At 40.1% G+C, this 19,227-nt stretch carries 22 protein-coding genes; 17 read left to right on the forward strand and 5 right to left on the reverse strand.

Going from position 1 to position 19,227, the window contains the following annotated elements:
* The first annotated feature begins 12 nt into the window (after positions 1-12).
* The gene (locus ACM44_RS00625; protein ID WP_048498159.1) at positions 13-249 is read left to right on the forward strand and encodes a hypothetical protein; all 237 of its coding nucleotides are present in this window, start codon (positions 13-15) and stop codon (positions 247-249) included.
* Between the two features lie 2 nt (positions 250-251).
* Here ACM44_RS00625 and ACM44_RS00630 read toward each other — a convergent pair whose 3' ends face one another.
* The gene (locus ACM44_RS00630; protein WP_048498160.1) at positions 252-977 is read right to left on the reverse strand and encodes an RNA methyltransferase; all 726 of its coding nucleotides are present in this window, start codon (positions 975-977) and stop codon (positions 252-254) included.
* On the opposite strand from ACM44_RS00630, the gene tamL reads away from it, so the two are divergent.
* The 4 genes from tamL (at position 963) to ACM44_RS00650 (ending at position 7,582) form a co-directional block, all read left to right on the forward strand.
* Positions 963-3,539 (forward strand): translocation and assembly module lipoprotein TamL, encoded by a 2,577-nt coding sequence (gene tamL, locus ACM44_RS00635; RefSeq protein ID WP_083993608.1) that lies wholly within the window; start codon positions 963-965, stop codon positions 3,537-3,539. The genes ACM44_RS00630 and tamL overlap by 15 nt on opposite strands.
* Positions 3,540-3,644: 105 nt before the next feature.
* Positions 3,645-4,346, forward strand: a complete 702-nt coding sequence (locus ACM44_RS00640) for a hypothetical protein (RefSeq protein WP_048498161.1) — start codon at positions 3,645-3,647, stop codon at positions 4,344-4,346.
* Positions 4,347-4,433: 87 nt separating this feature from the next.
* Entirely contained in the window at positions 4,434-6,656 is a 2,223-nt protein-coding gene (locus ACM44_RS00645) for a M20/M25/M40 family metallo-hydrolase (RefSeq protein ID WP_048498162.1), read from the forward strand.
* A 257-nt stretch (positions 6,657-6,913) separates the two neighbouring features.
* Positions 6,914-7,582, forward strand: a complete 669-nt coding sequence (locus ACM44_RS00650) for a hypothetical protein (RefSeq protein ID WP_048498288.1) — start codon at positions 6,914-6,916, stop codon at positions 7,580-7,582.
* A 273-nt stretch (positions 7,583-7,855) separates the two neighbouring features.
* Here ACM44_RS00650 and frr read toward each other — a convergent pair whose 3' ends face one another.
* Together frr and pyrH are read right to left on the reverse strand one after the other, a co-directional pair.
* Entirely contained in the window at positions 7,856-8,410 is a 555-nt protein-coding gene (frr, locus tag ACM44_RS00655) for a ribosome recycling factor (protein ID WP_048498163.1), read from the reverse strand.
* A 15-nt stretch (positions 8,411-8,425) separates the two neighbouring features.
* A complete protein-coding gene (gene pyrH, locus ACM44_RS00660; protein WP_048498164.1) occupies positions 8,426-9,151 on the reverse strand; it encodes a UMP kinase in 726 nt (241 codons plus the stop codon).
* Positions 9,152-9,283: 132 nt separating this feature from the next.
* On the opposite strand from pyrH, the gene porQ reads away from it, so the two are divergent.
* From porQ to ACM44_RS00685, 5 genes are all read left to right on the forward strand, one after another.
* On the forward strand, positions 9,284-10,282 hold the full coding sequence (gene porQ / locus ACM44_RS00665; RefSeq protein WP_048498289.1) for a type IX secretion system protein PorQ: 999 nt from the start codon (positions 9,284-9,286) through the stop codon (positions 10,280-10,282).
* A gap of 98 nt (positions 10,283-10,380) precedes the next feature.
* Positions 10,381-11,055: a (d)CMP kinase gene (cmk, locus tag ACM44_RS00670; RefSeq protein WP_048498165.1), complete on the forward strand. Its 675-nt coding sequence runs from the start codon at positions 10,381-10,383 to the stop codon at positions 11,053-11,055.
* Positions 11,056-11,159: 104 nt separating this feature from the next.
* On the forward strand, positions 11,160-11,543 hold the full coding sequence (locus tag ACM44_RS00675; protein ID WP_048498166.1) for a YtxH domain-containing protein: 384 nt from the start codon (positions 11,160-11,162) through the stop codon (positions 11,541-11,543).
* An 81-nt stretch (positions 11,544-11,624) separates the two neighbouring features.
* Positions 11,625-11,933: a phage holin family protein gene (locus ACM44_RS00680; RefSeq protein WP_048498167.1), complete on the forward strand. Its 309-nt coding sequence runs from the start codon at positions 11,625-11,627 to the stop codon at positions 11,931-11,933.
* Between the two features lie 4 nt (positions 11,934-11,937).
* The gene (locus tag ACM44_RS00685; protein WP_048498168.1) at positions 11,938-12,435 is read left to right on the forward strand and encodes a hypothetical protein; all 498 of its coding nucleotides are present in this window, start codon (positions 11,938-11,940) and stop codon (positions 12,433-12,435) included.
* On the opposite strand, the gene folP is transcribed toward ACM44_RS00685, so the two are convergent.
* Both folP and ACM44_RS00695 read right to left on the reverse strand, forming a co-directional pair.
* The gene (folP, locus tag ACM44_RS00690; RefSeq protein ID WP_048498169.1) at positions 12,432-13,298 is read right to left on the reverse strand and encodes a dihydropteroate synthase; all 867 of its coding nucleotides are present in this window, start codon (positions 13,296-13,298) and stop codon (positions 12,432-12,434) included. The genes ACM44_RS00685 and folP overlap by 4 nt on opposite strands.
* Positions 13,299-13,370: 72 nt before the next feature.
* Positions 13,371-14,057, reverse strand: coding sequence for a zinc metallopeptidase (locus ACM44_RS00695; RefSeq protein ID WP_048498170.1), 687 nt, complete (start codon positions 14,055-14,057; stop codon positions 13,371-13,373).
* 107 nt (positions 14,058-14,164) lie between these two features.
* On the opposite strand from ACM44_RS00695, the gene ACM44_RS00700 reads away from it, so the two are divergent.
* From ACM44_RS00700 to ACM44_RS00730, 7 genes are all read left to right on the forward strand, one after another.
* A complete protein-coding gene (locus tag ACM44_RS00700) occupies positions 14,165-15,295 on the forward strand; it encodes a GNAT family N-acetyltransferase (protein WP_048498171.1) in 1,131 nt (376 codons plus the stop codon).
* A gap of 120 nt (positions 15,296-15,415) precedes the next feature.
* Positions 15,416-15,640 (forward strand): hypothetical protein, encoded by a 225-nt coding sequence (locus ACM44_RS00705; protein WP_048498172.1) that lies wholly within the window; start codon positions 15,416-15,418, stop codon positions 15,638-15,640.
* Positions 15,641-15,776: 136 nt separating this feature from the next.
* Positions 15,777-16,148, forward strand: coding sequence for an NADH-quinone oxidoreductase subunit A (locus ACM44_RS00710; protein ID WP_048498173.1), 372 nt, complete (start codon positions 15,777-15,779; stop codon positions 16,146-16,148).
* A 53-nt stretch (positions 16,149-16,201) separates the two neighbouring features.
* Positions 16,202-16,756 carry an NADH-quinone oxidoreductase subunit B gene (locus ACM44_RS00715; RefSeq protein WP_048498174.1) on the forward strand — a complete coding sequence of 185 codons (555 nt, stop codon included), beginning with the start codon at positions 16,202-16,204 and terminating at the stop codon, positions 16,754-16,756.
* Between the two features lie 4 nt (positions 16,757-16,760).
* Positions 16,761-17,261 carry an NADH-quinone oxidoreductase subunit C gene (locus tag ACM44_RS00720; protein ID WP_048498175.1) on the forward strand — a complete coding sequence of 167 codons (501 nt, stop codon included), beginning with the start codon at positions 16,761-16,763 and terminating at the stop codon, positions 17,259-17,261.
* A 61-nt stretch (positions 17,262-17,322) separates the two neighbouring features.
* Complete coding sequence (nuoD, locus tag ACM44_RS00725; RefSeq protein WP_048498176.1) at positions 17,323-18,546, forward strand: NADH dehydrogenase (quinone) subunit D; 1,224 nt, start codon at positions 17,323-17,325, stop codon at positions 18,544-18,546.
* Between the two features lie 131 nt (positions 18,547-18,677).
* Entirely contained in the window at positions 18,678-19,187 is a 510-nt protein-coding gene (locus ACM44_RS00730) for an NADH-quinone oxidoreductase subunit NuoE family protein (RefSeq protein ID WP_048498177.1), read from the forward strand.
* The last annotated feature ends 40 nt before the right edge of the window (positions 19,188-19,227 follow it).

Raw genomic sequence — 19,227 nt, forward strand, 5'->3', positions numbered from 1 at the left:
AAACTTCTTCAAATGAAAAATATACAGGTAAACGCCACACAGTTTTTTGAGCTTTTAAAGGACAGAGACACTTCCATGTGGGAGATTTTTGCCCAAATGATCGATGGCGAAGAAAAGCGGATCATTTTTGTGGATGACGACGAGGTCATCCTCTTCAATTATATTTTGCCCGATAACTTGGAAAAACTGGAAGAAGACCGAAAAAAATTCGCGGCGGAATACCAGGAAAAGCTTTCCGGTTTAAATTAAGATTATCCTTTGTGGGAGAAAATTTGTCCTAAAATAATTCCCGTCGCCATGGAAACATTCAGACTTTCGGTGGATTTTCCGAAACGGGGAATGGTGATCTTTTCCGTCAGAAGTCGTTCGGTTTCCGGCCGCATTCCGTTTCCTTCATTGCCTAAAATCAGATTGAATTTTTCCGGGAATTTATGATGATAGAGATTTTCTCCATCCATATCTGTCCCGATCTTCGCGGCATCAGAATGGGTCAAATATTCAACCAAATCGCGATAGACCACATTCACCCGCAAAAAAGATCCCATCGATGCTTGGATCACTTTAGGGTTATAAAGATCGACCGTGTCTTCACTGCAGATGATTTGCGGAATTCCGAACCAATCTGCAAGCCGAATGATGGTTCCCAGATTTCCCGGATCCTGGATTCCGTCCAAAACAATTTGGATGGGCAGGTTCGCCAGAAATTTCTCCTCACCTAGCTCGCAAACCGCAACTGAATCTTTCGGATGCTGCAGAAAACTGATTTTCTTCAAGTCTTTGGGCGTGATTTTTGTTGTGTCAAAATCGCCGGTTGGAATTTCAGATGGATCCAACGAAAAAATTTCCCGGATCTTGAAATGGGAATTCGGGATTTCTTTGATGGTTTTGTTGCCTTCAACCAAAAACAAATTGTATTTTTGTCTGAACTTCTTTTTGTCGAGGGACTGAAAAACCTTTATTTTATGAGCTGTAAGCATTTTTTAAAATATTTTCAAAAGTATTATTTATTTTTCTTACCCGCAATTACGATCTTTTTTCTGTATGCCTGCAGCAGCACCCGAAAAGTTCCGCCCGGCGAATATTTGCTTACGAAAAACAATTTCAAATACGAGGACAATAAAATTCTGAGTGATGAAATTCCAAACCACGTAAGCCAAAAACCCAATAAGAAAGCGTTTTATCTTTTTCCGTTTGGACTTTGGATGTATAATACCACCAATCCGAAATATGACTCCATCCTTGCGGAGTACATGACTTATCCCTCGGAAATGAGGGACCAAAATCTTCGGGATTCCCTTTTCATCAAGTTTAAACATCCGGAATGGAAAGGAAAAAGTCTTTTTTTCGAAAGATTTATGCAGACTTTGGGGAAACCGCCCGTCATTTTGGACCAGCAAAAAACCGAAATCAGCGCCAATTCCATCAGAAAATTCTTAGTTTACAAAGGGTATTGGGACGCCGGTGTGAAATTTACCCATGATTTGGATTCTTCAGCGAAAAAAGCGCAAGTCAATTATCTCATCAATCACAAAGATCCCACGATCATCAGCGATTATTATTACAATATTCCGGATCCCGCCATCAAAGCTATTTACGAACAAGACTTAACTAAAAGTTTGGTGAAAGGAAAGCAAATCCTGGATCAGACTGTTTTGGAAAAAGAAGTGAAGCGTATCGGGGATTTGATGAAGGAGCATGGCTATTACCGTTTCAATAATTCCGTGGAAGAAATCTATTTCACAGCAGACACCCTGCAAAGCAGAAAGAATGTCCCTTTGACGATGGACATCCACAAAGATTCGGTAGATTCACCATATAAACAAACCACGATTGGCGAAATCAGGGTGCACCTTGTTGAAAAACTTGCCGATACTCTGACCGCAAAAAGAGACTCATTGCGGGGAATAAACTTCTACAAACATGATGATGAATACAAAACTATGGCTCTTTGGAGGCCAATCATTCTAAAAAATGGAGATATTTACAACCAAAAAAATCTGGACCTGACCAAAAGGAATTTCTCGGCGATGAACAATTTCAGTATGTTGAGCTACAAAGAGAGTTTGCGGGCAGGAAGCGACAGTATTCTTGATGTTCGATACTATCTTGCTCCACTTCCAAAATATGACTTCAAGATTGCGACCGACGTGAGTTACTCGCAGATTTTGAATCTAGGGATTTCGCCATCGGTTGATTTAATTACGCGTAACGTATTTGGAGGGGCGGAAAACCTTTCCACAAGCCTCTCCGGGACTTTTGGTTCTGTGATCAGCTCAAAAGATATAGAAAAAAGAGTTTTGGCTTATGAAATTTCTGCACAGGCTGCACTTAATTTTCCACGATTGCTTCTGCCCTTCAAAACTTGGAAACTCATTCCGAAAAAATATTCGCCTACATCTTCCATTATTTTGGGGACTTCCGTTCAGGATAATATCGGTTTGGGAAGAATTGGCTTCAACGGAAGCCTGAATTATTTTGCCAATGTAAATGACATTGTTTCTCACCGTTTATCGCTATTTAATACCCAGCTCAGTTTCACGCAAAATAAGGACAGGTATTACGATTTCTTCCCGGGAGACGCCGCTATCAGGAAGGAAATGTTTCAGCTGTACTCGGTTGGTCCCGGCTTGAATCTTTGGGATCAGTTTCAGGCCGGGCAAATTACTACAGACGCCGCTTCTGCAATGATTATGGACGACACCACTTTTCAAGGTTCGCTGACAGGAGATGAACTTTCAACCTTTAATACTTTCCGGCAGTCACTCCTCAACAAAGACCGTCAAACACAGGATGTTTTGATTTCGTCGATGATTTATAATTTCACTTACAATGAAATCGGGAAAAAAGACCGGCCGAATCCGTTTTATTTTAATGGAAAAGTAGAATTGGCCGGAAATATTTTTTCGCTCTTCAATAATAAATCAAACAATGCAGGGGTTGTTGCGGGAGATTCAAGAAAGATTTTTGACATTCCGTACTCCCAATTTGTGAAATTTGATTTTGATGTAAGAAAATATTTCACCGTCTTTGGAAATCAAACAATCGCCTTGAGGCAGTTAATCGGGATTGGTATTCCGTATGGAAATTCCAGCACGATGCCTTTTGTGCGTTCTTATTTTAATGGTGGATCCAATGACATCAGAGCGTGGCGGGTTTTTGGCGGATTGGGTCCTGCCGATTCCCAACTCGACGAAAGAGTTCGCTCTTACGTAATGGACAACCTGAAGCTTACCACCAATTTTGAATACCGCGTTCCGATGACACCTATGTTTGAAGGAGCATTCTTCATTGATGCCGGAAATATCTGGAGCTTAAAGGAAAATGATTTTGGCGATCAATTCAAGTTTAGCAAATTTATTTCACAAATGGGAGTTGGGACCGGTTTAGGATTAAGGATCAATATCGCTTACGTCACTTTGAGGATTGATGCCGCCTATCGAGTTTACGATCCAAACCAGCCTTTAGGTGACCGATGGGTGATTCAAAATTGGCAACCGCTGAAACCCGTTTTGAATATTGCCTTCGGATATCCGTTCTAAGAATTCCTAAAACTTCATCCCTATTCTTTTTGACAATAACTTAATATTTTATTACATTCGTATAATATTTGTCTGATTTTTGTCGTTCTTTTAAAAAATAACTCCATGAAAAGTATTATTCATTTATTATTGGCAGGATTGCTGGTTACCGCAATTTCCTGTCAGAGAACAGACGAGCCAGCTGCTCCATCCAACAATCCGGAAGTTCAATTTTTCAACCTTAAAGTTGGAAGCAGATGGGTTTACAAGACGTATTCTAATTCAGATTTTACTGCTCCAAACAATCCCTACTTTTTTACAGGTAGAATTGATTCCGTAAGTATTGTAGGTACCGTAAACGTGCAGGGATTCACCTTTGCAAAAGAAAGAACAAAAATAATCGATCCCAATTCCAATATGAACGGACAGGTTATTTATAATTACCTGCGGGTTAATTCCAAAGGTCATTTAGTCTGTTACCCTACGCTTGAGAATGTGACTGTGACAGAAACTGGCGGACATGTGCGGCATCCGGGAAAAGATTTCGACTACAACTATTCCAGCGAAGTGAAGACGGGACCAGAGGTGATCGGGAACCTTTTCTATAAACTCGAGAAAAACAAGAGCATTTCTGTGGAAGGGGCTCAATATGTGGCATCACCTTATGAAGGAAAATTCACGCCGGTTCCTACACAACCGAATCTGCTGCCGAAAACTCAAGAAATTTCATATACCAGTGGATTGGGAAAAGTCCGGGAAATCTGCCATCAAGTTTCTGGCAAAGCATTTTTGGAAACCCGTTTAGTATCAATGAATATCATGAATTGAAATCCCATGATTTTTGATAAAAAAAACCGTAGTATTGCTGCGGTTTTTTATTTGTATATTTGGAATCGTTCTCAATAAATAATTCTTATGGCTTTATCCAAATCCCTTTTAAAACTTACATTACTAAGTTTTTCAACATTCGTATTTTCTCAGGAAACCAACCTTAACAACATCAAAAAACTCACTTTCGGGGGTGATAACGCGGAAGCCTATTTTTCACCGGACAGCAAAAAACTCACCATGCAGGTCACCAATCCGGAAATCGGCGCACATTGCGATCAAATCTATTTGCTGGATTTAAATCATCAATACTTAGGCACAAAAGATCTGAGGTTAATTTCCACCGGAAATGGAAGGACGACCTGTTCTTTTTTCATGCCGGATGGAAAACACATTCTCTATGCTTCCACACACGAAGCAAATAAGGAATGTCCGCCAAAACCCGCTCCAAGAGCCGACGGGAAATACCTTTGGCCGATTTATGCGGAATTCGACATCTATGTGGCGGATCTGAATGGGAAGATTGTAAAAAAACTGACCGACTCTCCCGGATACGATGCAGAAGCAGTGGTTTCACCGGATGGAAAATACATTGTTTTCACCTCCACCAGAAGCGGCGATTTGGAACTATGGCGAATGGACATCGACGGGAAAAACCTGAAACAACTGACTTTTGGTCTAGGTTATGACGGAGGCGCTTTCTTCTCGCACGATTCCAAAAAACTGGTGTTCCGATCTTCGCGACCGACTTCCGAAAAAGATATTCGGGAATACAAAGAACTTTTGGCGGAAAACCTCGTAGCTCCTACCAATATGGAAATTTACACGATGAATATTGATGGGACAGATTTGAAGCAGGTTACGCATTTAGGCAAGGCAAATTGGTCTCCGTATTTCCATCCTTCTGATAAAAAGATCCTGTTTTCATCTAACCACCATTCTACGAGAGGTTACGATTTCCAAATTTACTCGATTGACGTGGATGGAAAAAACCTTCGGCAAATCACCTACGAAAGCGAATTTAATGCGTTTCCGATGTTTTCCCCGGACGGAAAAAAACTGGTTTTTTCCAGCAACCGAAATGGTGACAAACCTCACGAAACAAACGTTTTCATCGCTGATTGGATCGACACCGACGCTCATGAAATCGTTTCCGGGAATAATTTGAAAAAAACCGTGACCTATCTCGCTTCAGATGATCTTCAGGGAAGATTGACCGGAAGTCAAGGTGCGGAGAAGGCCGCAGATTTTATTTCCAAAGAATTTAAAAAGTTATATTTAAAGCCACTTTCGGGGAAAGATTATGATCAGAATTTCGACTATTCCGTGAAGCTGAATCCTCATGAAGAAAATTCTTCCGTGAATGTGAAAGGGAAAAACGTGATCGGATTTTTGGACAATAAGGCAGAGAAAACCATCATTATCGGAGCTCATTACGACCATCTGGGTTTGAATGAGCACCATAATTCCACGCTGATGAATTCTGCCGGACAAATCCACAACGGAGCCGATGACAACGCATCCGGTGTTGCTGCAGTCCTGGAATTGGCGAGGATGTTTTCACAAAATAAAGCAAAAGAAAAAGCCAACTATATTTTCGCACTCTTTGCCGGCGAGGAAGACGGTTTGATGGGTTCTAAATTCATGGCGGAAAACCTGCCGAAAAACCAAAAATTCAAAGCGATGATCAATCTCGACATGATTGGGAGATTAAACCATGATAAGGATTTGACCATCGGCGGAATTGGAACCTCCCCGATCTTTGGCGAAATGGTAAAACGCTACAAACCGGCCGGATTTAATTTAGCCATCGACAGTTCGGGAGTCGGACCAAGCGACCACACTTCATTTTATTTAAAGGATATTCCGGTGTTATTCTTTTTCACGGGAACTCACAGCGATTACCACAAACCGAGTGACGATTCCGAGAAAATCAATTTCGATGCGATGACCACGATTACGGGTTACGTTTTCAATTTGGCAAACGCCATTTCTGAAACCGGTGAAATTCCATTTACCAAAACAAAAATGTCGCAAAGTAAAGCAGTCCCGAAATACAAAGTAAGTCTGGGTGTGATGCCAAGTTATGCGGATACCAAAGACGGACTCCATATTGACGGTGTTACGGACAATCGACCGGCGGCAAACGCGGGCATAAAAGCGGGCGACATTCTGACCAAAATCGGCACCTGCGAAGTGAAGGAAGTCTATTCCTACATGGAGTGTCTATCAAAAATCAATTCCGGCGAGGAACTTCCGGTAACCGTTTTGCGGGAAGGTAAGGAAATGACGATGATGGTGAAATTTTAGCACCGCGTTCCAAAACAAAAAAACTGCCTGAAATCTGGGCAGTTTTTTTTGGAGTTATCTTAAACTAGTAGAAATATTTCCATAATGCGGAAGTAAGAATTATCTGCAAATTTTTGTAAATTGGCGTAAACAAAAACCATCGTAGAACAAGAAGTTTTGCAAAATTGTGCAAAGCCCTTAAATGTGGAACTTCACAAAGCTTCGGGATGTTAACCGTCGTTTTTAAAAAACAGCCAAAAAAAATATATAAGTTGAAAATGAACGAAAACTATAAGTTAACAGGCGGAGCTAGAATTGGCAGAGCAAACGCAACCTATCCTTTAGCCGACTTGTATGTTGATAAAAAAATACTGAAAATTAATGCATCAGTTGTAGGAAATCTGGTTTTTAGACCTGAAGATATTATTTCAATTGAGACTTATAATTTCATTCCTTTACTGGCACAAGGAATAAAAATAAATCATAAAATCCCCAATTATGATCCCAAAGTTATTTTTTGGACTTTTAAAGAACCCTCAATGGTAATATCAGAGATCAAAGCAACAGGATTTTTAGACGATCATAATTCTGCATTATTTATGGAAGACGAACCAATTCTTGAAATGCAAAAACAAGGAGGTTTTCCAATCAAGAAAAATGTCGCAATACTTTATGTTGTCGCGTGGAATATGCTCTTGCTTTGTGATTTCATCCCGTTTTTTTTAAACTTTTCTACCGATAAATCACCTTTTGGATTTGGAGTTATAACAGCAATTGGACTTTTATTTTTTTCAGCAATTTTAACATTAATTTCTAAAGATTTTAGAAGCCTAATTTTAAAAGCCGGAAGAAATTTTGAGGAGGTTAAGAAAACTACTTATTTAATATTATTTCTTAGTGCGTTTATGCTGCTGAATATTATGATAATGAAAATTGCAATTGGCTAAGAAAACTTCGGGTAATATTGGCCACTATTTTGCAACCCTGACTTTTTGGTAAATTTCCAAGATAATTAATAAAATTCATCCTCCATTAAATCTATTTAAGAGCGGTTTTTTATGTTTTTTCTGATGACAGTTTTGGAATTCGAACGCATATTAAATCAAGGTTACCCAACACTTCCGTGCGATTTGATTACGTGGTCAGCAGCAAACATTTAAAACAACAAAAGTCCCCAAAAATGGGGACTTCTGTCTTTTTTTTACGTATCATGTGAAAGCTTAAACTTTCATGATCTCTGCTTCTTTCACTTTCAGTTTATCGTCGCAGAATTTTACATATTTATCGGTGAGCTCCTGGATTTTAGCTTCCCCGTCTTTGACGAGGTCTTCGGAGATGTTTTCAATTTTTTTCAGGTCTTTCATTCCGTCTTGTCTTGCGTTTCTTACCACTACTTTGGTAGCTTCTGTTTCGGCTTTTGCACTTTTCGCCAATTCGCGTCTTCGCTCTTCGGTTAATGGCGGTACATTCAGGATAATGTTTTCCCCGTTGTTGGAAGGGGCAAATCCCAAATTGGAATTGATAATTGCTTTTTCAATAGCGCCAATCGCTGTTTTGTCCCATGGTTGGATGGAGATGGTCATCGCGTCCGGTACCATCAAGTTTGCAACCTGACTGATCGGAGTCGGCGCGCCGTAGTATTCCACCATCACATCCTGAATCATCGATGTGGAAGCTCTTCCTGCACGGATTTTTTGGAAAGCATGATCAAGGTGCTTCAATGCAGAATCCATTTCCTGCTTCACCATTTCAATTGTTAGTTCTATTTCTTCCATATTGCTAATTGCTTTTTACTCGTTACTGATTACTCCTAAATTGACCAAGGTCCCAACTTTCTCTCCTTCCACGATTTTCAAGAGGTTTCCCTCTTTATTCATGTCGAAGACGATGATGGGCAATTTATTTTCGTGACTTAGGGTAAAAGCAGTCATATCCATTACTTTTAATCCTTTTTCAAAAACTTCTTCAAAAGTCAGGGAATTAAATTTCACTGCATTTTCATTTTTTTCGGGATCACAGTCATAGATCCCATCCACTCTGGTTCCTTTTAAAATGACATCTGCATCGATTTCAATCGCTCTGAGCGTTGCCGCAGTATCGGTAGTGAAATAGGGATTCCCAGTTCCTGCGCCAAAAATCACCACTCTCCCCTTTTCCAAATGTCTCACTGCCCTCCTTTTGATGAAAGGTTCGGCCACTTTGTCCATTTCAATTGCGGATTGAAGCCGCGTGTAAACTCCTGCATCTTCCAAAGCTCCCTGCAACGCCATTCCATTGATGACCGTGGCAAGCATTCCCATATAATCTCCCTGTACTCGGTCCATTCCTTTGGCAGCTCCTGCAACACCGCGGAAGATATTTCCGCCACCGATTACAATGGCCACTTCACAGCCTTTTTCCACCACTTTTTTGATCTCATGGGCGTAATCTTTTAATCGTTCGTTATCGATTCCATATTGCCTGTTCCCCATCAAAGCCTCGCCACTCAATTTCAGGAGGATTCTTTTATATTTCATTTTTAAAATGTTACAGATTTTTTCAGTGCAAATATAAGGAAACCGAGATAATTTCGTTAATAGATTTATATTTGCCGGGAATTATTTTCGAAAAAAGTCTAATTGTCTTATTTTTGCTCGTCAACTTCGGATTTGAAAAAACTATCAATTATTTCGTTCATCTCTTATTCTTCCTTTCTGTTTTCGCAGGTGGGAACAAATGTGTATCCTTTCCTGAATACTCCGGTTTCTGCGAGACAGGCTGCTTTGGGAGGAGATGCGGTTTCTGTACGTGATTATGACGTGAGTTTTTCCGGGAGTAATCCGGCTTTGATGAATCTGGAACAGGATAAGATGGTATCATTTAACTACGCATCTTATCTGGCGGGAACAAATTATGGCACTCTTTCTTACGTCCGTGATTTATCTGAAGGGCATTTGCTGGGTTTTAACGCAAAATACATGGACTATGGAAAAATGCCGAGAACCGATGAAAGTGCTGCAATCAGTGGCGAATTTTCTGCCATGGATGCCTCAATTGGAGCCAGTTACGCTTTCCAGTTCGATGAGGATTTCACGATTGGAGGCGGCGTCAATTTCGTGACCTCAAAAATCGACAGTTATACTTCGATGGCCATTGTAGGAACTGCAGGCGTGACTTACCACAATGCACAAAGCAATGAAACCGTGGCTTTGGTTTTTAGAAATTTCGGATACCAGTTCAAACCCTATAACGGTGTTCGCGAAACGGTAGCTTTCCGTGTGGATTTAGGTTACACCAGAATTTTAGATGATTTTCCGCTGGCTTTCACGATTACCGCGCACGATTTGCAGCAATACAATATTTCGCAGGATTATAATAATAATGGGCAACCCATCAGCAAATGGCGAAAAATCACCGACCATTTTTCTTTCGGGGCTGAAGTCTTTCCGGGACAGTCTTTCAATGTGAGACTCGGTTACAACATCAAACGTGGAAATGAACTCGCTGTTTTGGATCAACGCAGTTTTGCCGGACTTTCTGCAGGTTTTGGGATCAAGATTTCCTACTTTAAATTCGATTATGCTCATGTGAGATACCACAATTCCGCCAATCTGAATATGTTTGGGATTACAATGGATTTAATCGAATTGGGCGGAAACCGCAGATAGATTGCATTTATCCAAAAAAAATTCTTTTAAATTTTCACTTATCGTTACGGAAAAATTTTAAGCTTTCACATTCCGAAAAAATTCAGGAAATTTGCGGTATGAGAAAACCTGTAATCGCAATTGACGGTTATTCGTCTACCGGCAAAAGTTCGATTTCCAAAGTGATCGCAAATAAATTAGGTCTGGTCCACATGGATACAGGCGCACTTTACAGAGGTGTGACCTATTTTGCGAATACTTGCTGCCAAAATGAAGCAGGTGAGATCAACCTCAAAGATTTCGTCAAAAATTTAAACCAAATCAAACTCGAATTCAAACAAATCGGCGATGAGTTGGTTCTTTTTCTCAATGGAAAAGACATTTCAAAAGAAATCCGGACCAACGAGGTTTCTGCGAACGTAAGTTTGATCGCAGCTCAAAAAGAAGTCCGCGACTTTCTGATGGAAACCCAGCGTTCCATTGCAGAGCAAGGCGGCGTTATTTTGGACGGAAGAGATATTGGCACAGTGGTTTTACCAGATGCCGACTACAAATTTTTTCTCACGGCAAGTGTGGAAGAAAGAACCCGCAGAAGGTTTTTGGAACTCACCAATTTGGGCATCAAGACGGATGAGAACACCGTGAAAGAAAATCTGATTTCCAGAGATAAAATTGACAGTGAGAGAGAAGTGGCACCTTTAAGAAAAGCAGAGGACGCCATTTTGATAGACAATACCCATCTCGATAAAAACCAGACCATCGCACTGATTCTTTCCTATATTAAAGATTTTTAACATATTTTTATGAATTTCATTTTTTTAAATGGTATATAAATTGTAACTTTAGAATGAAATAAAAAGCACAAATACTTAATTATTAACAATAAAAATATCTAAAAATGTCTAAAAAAAGAAATAACGCAGCCGGCGTTTTGGCAGGATTGCTTGCAGGTGCAGCAGCAGGTGTAGTTCTGGGAATGCTTTATGCTCCGGAAGAAGGTAAAGAGACCAGAAAGAAAATCAAAAACAAAGCAAATGATCTGAAAGATCAGGCGATTGACCAATACGGGAAAACCACCGAGAAAGCGAAAGCGCAATATCAGGATCTTTCTGAAAAAGTGAAGGACAACTACCAAACCATCTCTTCACAAGTCAGAGAAACCGCCAAAAACGTGGCTTCCACCGTGAAAGAAGGATATGACAGGTACAAAGATCAAGCGGTAGCTAAAACTGCCGAAGTGGTGAAAGATGTAGAAACAGAATTAGACGGATTGAAATCATAATAAAATTCCGTTTTATTCAATAGAAATAGAAAGGAACTTTGCGAGATAAGTTCCTTTTTTTGTAATTTTAAAAAAAATATCATGCTTGACCTTGTAAAAGATTATGCTACCAAAAGAGCAGATCTCCTAAAAATGGAAGTAACCGAGAAATCGGTGACCTTGATCGGGGCACTTGCTTTTTTAGTTTTGGCCGCTTTCACCGCTTTGTTTTTTGTGATCCTGCTGCTTTTCGGAATCGGATTCCTAATTGGTGCTTATTTGGACAATTATGGTTATGGGCTATTGATAGTGGCAGCATTTTATTTGTTGGTCTTGTTGCTTCTTTTTTGGCGAAGAAAATCCATCAAGGAAAAAGTGGCCAACAAAATCCTGGAATCTCTAAACGATTAAAATTATGGGAACAAGATACAGCAGCTTAGAGGAATTAAGAAGAAAAAAGGCGCTTCTGAAAAAAGATGTAGCCGAAATGGAAGATTTACTGACCTTTGAAAATGCCAAAGAAAGTTTAAGCGTCATGACCAAGGGTTTTACAGATCCTTTTCTAAAGGAAGAAACCGAGCTGGACGGCGAAATAAAAGTTTCGTTGGATACGAGAAAAATCGTCAAAGAGCTTTCTAATTCCGTGAAGGATCATTTTCTGAACAAAAACGCTATTTTTAGTTTAGCGAAAAGCGGTGCCGGACTAAACGTGATGGAGAACGCAGTGAAAATGGGAGCCGTGGCTTTGGTAGGAAATTACGCCAAAAAAAACCTCTACGGTTCCGGCTGGAAAAAGAAACTGATCGGTGTCGCCTTGATTTATCTGGCTCCCATTGCGTTGAGATTTGTCCGCGAAAAATTAGAGCAATACGAAAAAAACAAGGCAACATCCAGCATGGAGCAACTGATTTAGAGCCCTGAATCTTCAAAATCGCGAATGGTTCTGAAGGTTTCAGCCACGTCATGCACACGAAGAATTTTTGCTCCTTTTTGTAAAGCCTTAAAGTGAAGCCGCTGTGTTTCTTCAATAATTTCCAAAGGTGATTTACCGAGCGGTTTATAAATAAAAGACTTTCGGGAGATTCCCACCAATAAAGGCATTTTCCCAAAACCGACAAATTCCAGCTCGTCCATTGTTTGGTGATTTTGTGCCACGGTTTTACCAAATCCGAAACCTGGGTCCAGAATAATATCGTTTACCCCGAATCTCTTCAATTCAAGCACTTTACCGGAAAAGTATTTATTGATGTTTAGAAGAATATCTTCTTCTATGAGTTTTTCGTGCATCGATTCGTAGGTTGGATTCACATGCATCAAAATATAGGGAAGTTTCGTCTCTCCCACTGTTTCGAACATTTTATGGTCGTAATTCCCCCCTGAAATATCATTTACAATATCGATTCCTTCCTCGAAACCGAATTTCACAACCTCTGCATAAAATGTATCTAGCGAAATCAAGGTTTCAGGAAATTCCAATTTGATTTTCGAAATTAAATTCCCAATTCGTAAGATTTCTTCTTTGGCATTCAAATATTCCGCATGAGGTCTGGTTGACTGCGCTCCGATATCGATAATAGCGGCTCCCTCTTTTACCATTTTTTCCGCGTGAACCAAAGCTGACTTTTCGTCCACAAATTTTCCGCCATCAGAGAATGAATCTGGAGTCAGGTTCAGAATTCCCATGATTTTTGGGGAATCCAGACGGACTAAGTTTCCACGACAATTGATCGAGAAAAACGTTTGAGCATCAAGGCTATTTTCAAAAGCTTCTTTCATAATTTTTGTAAAAAACGAAGGGTAATTTACAAAATCCATAAATTACCCCACATCTACTTTCTATATTTTTTTCTAATCACGTCTTCCACTTAACATGGATGCAAAATAAATCAGCTGCGCCAATGAACCCAGCGCTGCAACCACATAAGTTCTTGCGGCCCATTTCAAGGAATCCTGCGCCGCATCATGCTCGCTTCTTCCCAAAGTACCAGAAGATTCCAGCCATTTCAGTGCACGGTTACTTGCATCATATTCTACCGGCAAAGTCACGAATGCGAACAAAGTGGTGACTGCAAACAGAACAACTCCCACTGTTAAAAGTGTTTTGTTACCGCTGGATGCCATTACCAGGATACCCGCCATCAAAACAAACTGCAGCAATCTGGAGGAAACATTCACAATTGGAACCATTTTCGACCGGAGCTGAAGCATGGAATAACCCACCGCATGCTGAACGGCATGACCACATTCATGAGCAGCAACCGCGGCGGCGGCGGCGTTTCTCTGCATATAAACTTCTTCTGAAAGGTTTACCGTTTTATCGGCCGGATTGTAGTGATCTGTGAGTCTTCCCGGAACGGAAATCACCTGCACATCATTGATATTGTAGTCTCTCAACATTTTTTCTGCAATTTCCTTTCCTGACATCCCATTTTGCAACCGCATCTGTGAATAGTGGGCGAATTTCGATTTCAATCGATTTTGAACAATCATACTGACAATGAAAATCACTCCAATAATTAAATAATAACTTCCCATTTCTTCTTTTTAAGTTTTAAATAAATTGCCTTTTTACAAGTAAATAGCGTGCCAAAGTTTTGAGTTTTCCTTTAATCAATTATCTTTGTTTGTTCAAATCAAAACTGATGTCTGAAATAGCTGTAATTGAAGTAAAAGATGCCGGTGAATTGATAAAATTCATCAGATTTCCGATGGAGCTTTACAAAAACAACAAAAATTACGTCCCACCATTAATCATTGATGAAAAGAAGGTTTGGAACCGGAAAGAAAATCCCGCTCTTGGTTATTCGGAAGCGAAAAAATTTCTTGCGCTAAAGGATGGAAAAGTGGTCGGGAGAATAGCCGTCATCATTAACCATAAAGAAGCAAAGGAATTGGGAATCAGCAAAGTGCGTTTCGGTTGGTTGGATTTCATTGATGATTTTGAAGTTTCCAAAGCACTGATCGATACCGCCATCAATTTCGCCAAAGAAAAAAATATCCCAAAAATAGAAGGACCGATGGGATTTACCAATCTGGACAAAGCGGGCATGTTGACCTACGGATATGACAAATTGGCAACGATGATCGGACTTTACAATTTTGACTATTATCCTGAACATTTGGAAAGACTGGGATTGGTGAAGGAAAAGGAATGGGTGGAATTCGAAATGAAATTCCCGGAAACACTCCCGGAAAAAGTCGTGAAATTCAGCAATTTAATTGCGGAGAAATACAAATTAAACGTCATCAAATTCAAAAATAAGTCGGAAATTCTGCCTCTCGTGGATCCAATGTTTGACTTGCTGGACAAAACTTACAGCTCACTTTCCACTTATACCCCGCTATCGGAGGAACAGAAGAAAACCTATAAGGAGAAATATTTCCCATTCATCAATAAAAACTACATCATTTGCGTGGAGGATGAAAATCACCAGTTGATTTCGTTTGCGATCACCATGCCGTCTTATTCGAAAGCTTTGCAAAAAGCGAAGGGAAAACTTTTTCCATTTGGCTGGTGGCATTTTTTGCAGGCCGGAAAAAAGAACGACCGTGCCAACTTTTATCTGATCGGGATTCATCCGGATTACCAAAGACGCGGCGTGACGGCGATCATTTTTAAAGAAATCTTCGAACGGTTTAGTAAAATGGGCATCCAGTTCGCAGAAACCAATCCCGAATTGGAGGAAAACAAAAGTGTGCAGCTGCTTTGGCAAGATTACGAACCGGTGAACCATAAGCGTCGGAGAACCTATTCGATGGCAATAAATAGCTGATGCCAAACTTTTGGACCGTATGACCAGAATGCAATGCAATTTTATGCCACCATTTTCAAAACTGAAATCCTTTATCGCAGACTGGCTTTAAACATAAAACCTAAAACCTTCCAGTAAATCATGAAAAGGCAACTCTACTTTTACATCGCGATGATCATGACATTTATCATCTACAACCAGTTTTTCCAGGTTGCGGATCCACGATTGAATACGATTATTAATATTCTTTTTGCAAGTTTCCTTTTCCTGTATATCGGTTATATGGCATTTGTGTTGCTGAAAAGGATGAAAAATGCGGCGAAAACCCATGCTGATAAATCCATAAAGAAACCAAATAAAAATTAGGATTTCGGTAATAAAGAAATTTATTTTTAAAAATTCTAAATTGCAAATAGTGTCCAATTTCAAACTATTTTGAAGGGTTTAAATTTCTTGCTTAAATAGTAATTGACTAAATTTGCAGATTAGTAAATACTAAGTTATGATTTCACATGCAGATTACGGCTATATACTGATTCAAGCTCTTGTTGCACTGGGTTTTGTTGGAGTTTCGCTTTTGGGTGCGCATTATTTGGGTCCACGTCAAAAGAAAACCACCATTGAAAAGAATAAAAACTTCGAATGTGGAATAGAAAGTGAGGGAGATGCGCGAACTCCGTTTTCCATCAGATACTTTCTTACCGCGGTACTTTTCGTACTTTTCGATATTGAAATCGTGTTTTTTTATCCTTATGCAGTAAACTTCAAAGAATTCGGATTGGCCGGTTTCATGGCAGTCTTGACTTTCGTTACCATTTTTTTTGTGGGATTCTTCTACGTACTGAAACGTGGCGCTTTGGATTGGAATAAATAATATTTCGCATCGAATATCAATTTTAGGTTTTTAAATTTTAAACTTTAGTTAAAATGTCAGATTTACCAAAAATAAATACAAACGCACCCGCTCCTCCGGGTTTTGAAGGTGAAGGCTTCTTTGCCACAAAACTCAGCAATTTGATCGGGATGGCTCGTTCCTATTCACTTTGGCCACTTCCTTTTGCTACATCTTGTTGTGGTATTGAGTTCATGGCCACCATGGGTCCCAATTATGACTTGGCAAGATTCGGAGGAGAGAGAATGAGTTTCTCACCAAGACAGGCCGACGTTTTGATGGTTTGCGGAACCATCTCTAAAAAATTAGGACCTATCCTAAAAGAAGTTTACACCCAAATGGCCGAACCGAAATGGGTGATCGCAGTAGGTGCATGTGCTTCCAGTGGCGGAATTTTCGACTCTTATTCTGTTTTACAGGGAATCGACAAGGTAATTCCTGTGGATGTGTATGTTCCAGGTTGCCCGCCAAGACCTGAGCAAATTTTGGAAGGATTCATGCAGGTTCAAGCACTTTCGCAGAGTGAAAGCCTAAGAAGACGCGACCTTCCGCAATATAAAGAATTACTGGAATCTTTCAATATCAATTAATTTCATGGAATTTACCAATAGTTTTGTCTTAGAGGCCATTACCAGAGAATTTCCCGAGTCTGTAATTTCAACTTCCGAACCGTATGGGTTTTTGACTTTGGAAATCAAGAAAGAGGACATCAAAAAAGTGATCCACCACATGAAAGACAGCAGTCTGAACTACATATTCCTGACGGACCTCTGTGGAATCCACCATCCGGAAATGCCGGAAAAGGAATTGGGTGTCATTTATCACCTCCATAATCTTGTTGATAATCACAGGATCCGACTGAAAACCTTCATGCCGAAAGAAAATGCTGAAGTGGACACACTGACCGATTTATACGCCGGTGCAAACTGGATGGAAAGGGAAGCCTTTGACTTTTATGGAATTAAATTTAAAGGACATCCTGATTTAAGAATTATACTGAACGATCCCGAACTCGGCTATCATCCACTCTTGAAGGAATATCCATTGGAAGATGGCACCAGAACGGACAAAGACGATAAAATGTTCGGACGATAAAGATGCAAATAGCTTGTGGCAACCTGTATAGGTCGTCAATAGCAAAAAGCCAATAGCAATTATGAAAGACAACGCACTCTCAAACATATTGAACCAGCACGAATCCAAAGAGCAGATTGACGGGCAACTCTACACACTCAATCTGGGGCCAACCCACCCGGCAACACACGGAATTTTTCAAAATATCCTTACCATGGATGGCGAAAAAATCCTGCACTCTGAACAAACCGTAGGTTATATCCATCGTGCATTCGAAAAAATCGCAGAAAGAAGATATTTTACGCAAATCACCACTTTAACAGACCGGATGAATTACTGTTCAGCACCAATCAACAATATTGGCTGGCAAATGACGGTGGAGAAACTTTTGGGAGTTGAAATTCCAAAGCGGGTGCAGTATATGCGGGTCATCATGATGGAACTTGCCAGAATTGCTGACCATTTGGTTTGTAATTCGGTTATTGGTGTAGATACCGGCGCGTTGACAGGATTTACCTGGACCTTCCAGGATCGGGAACGAATCTACGACATGTACGAACAGGTTTGTGGGGGAAGACTGACTACAAATATGGGAAGAATCGGTGGTTTTGAAAGAGATTTCACCCCAAAATTCCACGAACTTTTGAGAACTTTCCTGAAAGAATTCCCAGCTAGATTCCAAGATTTCAGCAACCTGCTTGAAAGAAACCGAATTTTCATGGACAGAACAATAGGAGCAGGTGCTATTTCTGCGGAACGTGCATTAAGCTACGGTTTTTCGGGACCAAATCTCCGTGCAGCCGGTGTAGATTATGACGTTCGTGTCGCTACTCCCTACTCTTCCTACGAGGATTTCGATTTCATCATCCCGGTGGGAACTTCTGGTGATACTTATGATAGATTTATGGTGCGCCAACAGGAAATTTGGGAATCCTTGAAAATCATTCAGCAAGCATTGGATAACCTCCCGGAAGGTCCATTCCATGCTGATGTTCCGGAATTCTATCTTCCTGAAAAGGCAGATGTTTATACGAAAATGGAAGCCTTGATTTACCATTTCAAAATCGTGATGGGTGAAACACAAGTTCCAAAAGGAGAAGTTTACCACGCCGTGGAAGGAGGAAACGGAGAATTAGGTTTCTATCTGGTCAGTGATGGTGGTAGAACTCCATACAGACTCCATTTCAGAAGACCTTGCTTCATTTATTATCAAGCCTATCCGGAAATGATTACGGGATCCGTAATCTCTGACGCGGTGGTCACTTTAAGTAGTTTGAATGTCATCGCGGGAGAATTAGACGCGTAATCAAACATTGAAAAAAAAGATTGAGCAAGAATAGAAAACTATTTTCTGTTCAATGCTAAGAAAAATAAAAGAAAATTTGAACAAAGTAGAAAGTTTTTTCTCTTGCTACCTTGTTCCATAATCTAAAAATAATGAGCGAAACAATTGCTTTTAAGCCAGAAACTTTAGAAAAAGTTCATGCGATTATTAAGAGATATCCTGAAGGGAAACAAAAATCCGCTTTGATTCCGGTGCTGCATTTAGCACAAAAAGAATTTGGCGGTTGGCTGGATGTTCCGGTGATGGATTATGTGGCAGAAGTGTTGAGCATCAAACCAATCGAGGTATATGAAGTTGCCACTTTTTATACCATGTTCAATATGCAGCCGGTTGGAAAATATGTTTTGGAGGTTTGCAGAACTGGACCTTGCTTGACAAGAGGAAGCGAAAAAATCCTGGACCACATCCGAACAAAATTGAATATCAAAGATGGTGAAACCACTGCCGACGGACTTTTTACATTGAAACCAGCAGAATGTCTAGGAGCTTGCGGATATGCGCCGATGTTGCAATTAGGAAAATTCTACCACGAAAATCTAACCACAGAAAAAGTGGATGAAATCCTTGAACTCTGCAGACAAGGAGCAATGAAGCTGGACTAAACAGATTTGAATCAAAATTAGATAATAAAAAGCAAGAAGC

The organism is Chryseobacterium koreense CCUG 49689 (assembly GCF_001045435.1).
Lineage (GTDB): Bacteria > Bacteroidota > Bacteroidia > Flavobacteriales > Weeksellaceae > Kaistella > Kaistella koreensis.

What these genes read in the sequence shown, in the direction of transcription:
- ACM44_RS00625 (WP_048498159.1), top strand. Translation starts at nt 13, where the DNA reads ATGAAAAATATACAGGTAAACGCCACACAGTTTTTTGAGCTTTTAAAG.
- tamL (WP_083993608.1), top strand. Translation starts at nt 963, where the DNA reads ATGAGCTGTAAGCATTTTTTAAAATATTTTCAAAAGTATTATTTATTT.
- ACM44_RS00630 (WP_048498160.1), bottom strand. Translation starts at nt 977, where the DNA reads ATGCTTACAGCTCATAAAATAAAGGTTTTTCAGTCCCTCGACAAAAAG.
- ACM44_RS00640 (WP_048498161.1), top strand. Translation starts at nt 3,645, where the DNA reads ATGAAAAGTATTATTCATTTATTATTGGCAGGATTGCTGGTTACCGCA.
- ACM44_RS00645 (WP_048498162.1), top strand. Translation starts at nt 4,434, where the DNA reads ATGGCTTTATCCAAATCCCTTTTAAAACTTACATTACTAAGTTTTTCA.
- ACM44_RS00650 (WP_048498288.1), top strand. Translation starts at nt 6,914, where the DNA reads ATGAACGAAAACTATAAGTTAACAGGCGGAGCTAGAATTGGCAGAGCA.
- frr (WP_048498163.1), bottom strand. Translation starts at nt 8,410, where the DNA reads ATGGAAGAAATAGAACTAACAATTGAAATGGTGAAGCAGGAAATGGAT.
- pyrH (WP_048498164.1), bottom strand. Translation starts at nt 9,151, where the DNA reads ATGAAATATAAAAGAATCCTCCTGAAATTGAGTGGCGAGGCTTTGATG.
- cmk (WP_048498165.1), top strand. Translation starts at nt 10,381, where the DNA reads ATGAGAAAACCTGTAATCGCAATTGACGGTTATTCGTCTACCGGCAAA.
- ACM44_RS00675 (WP_048498166.1), top strand. Translation starts at nt 11,160, where the DNA reads ATGTCTAAAAAAAGAAATAACGCAGCCGGCGTTTTGGCAGGATTGCTT.
- ACM44_RS00680 (WP_048498167.1), top strand. Translation starts at nt 11,625, where the DNA reads ATGCTTGACCTTGTAAAAGATTATGCTACCAAAAGAGCAGATCTCCTA.
- ACM44_RS00685 (WP_048498168.1), top strand. Translation starts at nt 11,938, where the DNA reads ATGGGAACAAGATACAGCAGCTTAGAGGAATTAAGAAGAAAAAAGGCG.
- folP (WP_048498169.1), bottom strand. Translation starts at nt 13,298, where the DNA reads ATGAAAGAAGCTTTTGAAAATAGCCTTGATGCTCAAACGTTTTTCTCG.
- ACM44_RS00695 (WP_048498170.1), bottom strand. Translation starts at nt 14,057, where the DNA reads ATGGGAAGTTATTATTTAATTATTGGAGTGATTTTCATTGTCAGTATG.
- ACM44_RS00700 (WP_048498171.1), top strand. Translation starts at nt 14,165, where the DNA reads ATGTCTGAAATAGCTGTAATTGAAGTAAAAGATGCCGGTGAATTGATA.
- ACM44_RS00705 (WP_048498172.1), top strand. Translation starts at nt 15,416, where the DNA reads ATGAAAAGGCAACTCTACTTTTACATCGCGATGATCATGACATTTATC.
- ACM44_RS00710 (WP_048498173.1), top strand. Translation starts at nt 15,777, where the DNA reads ATGATTTCACATGCAGATTACGGCTATATACTGATTCAAGCTCTTGTT.
- ACM44_RS00715 (WP_048498174.1), top strand. Translation starts at nt 16,202, where the DNA reads ATGTCAGATTTACCAAAAATAAATACAAACGCACCCGCTCCTCCGGGT.
- ACM44_RS00720 (WP_048498175.1), top strand. Translation starts at nt 16,761, where the DNA reads ATGGAATTTACCAATAGTTTTGTCTTAGAGGCCATTACCAGAGAATTT.
- nuoD (WP_048498176.1), top strand. Translation starts at nt 17,323, where the DNA reads ATGAAAGACAACGCACTCTCAAACATATTGAACCAGCACGAATCCAAA.
- ACM44_RS00730 (WP_048498177.1), top strand. Translation starts at nt 18,678, where the DNA reads ATGAGCGAAACAATTGCTTTTAAGCCAGAAACTTTAGAAAAAGTTCAT.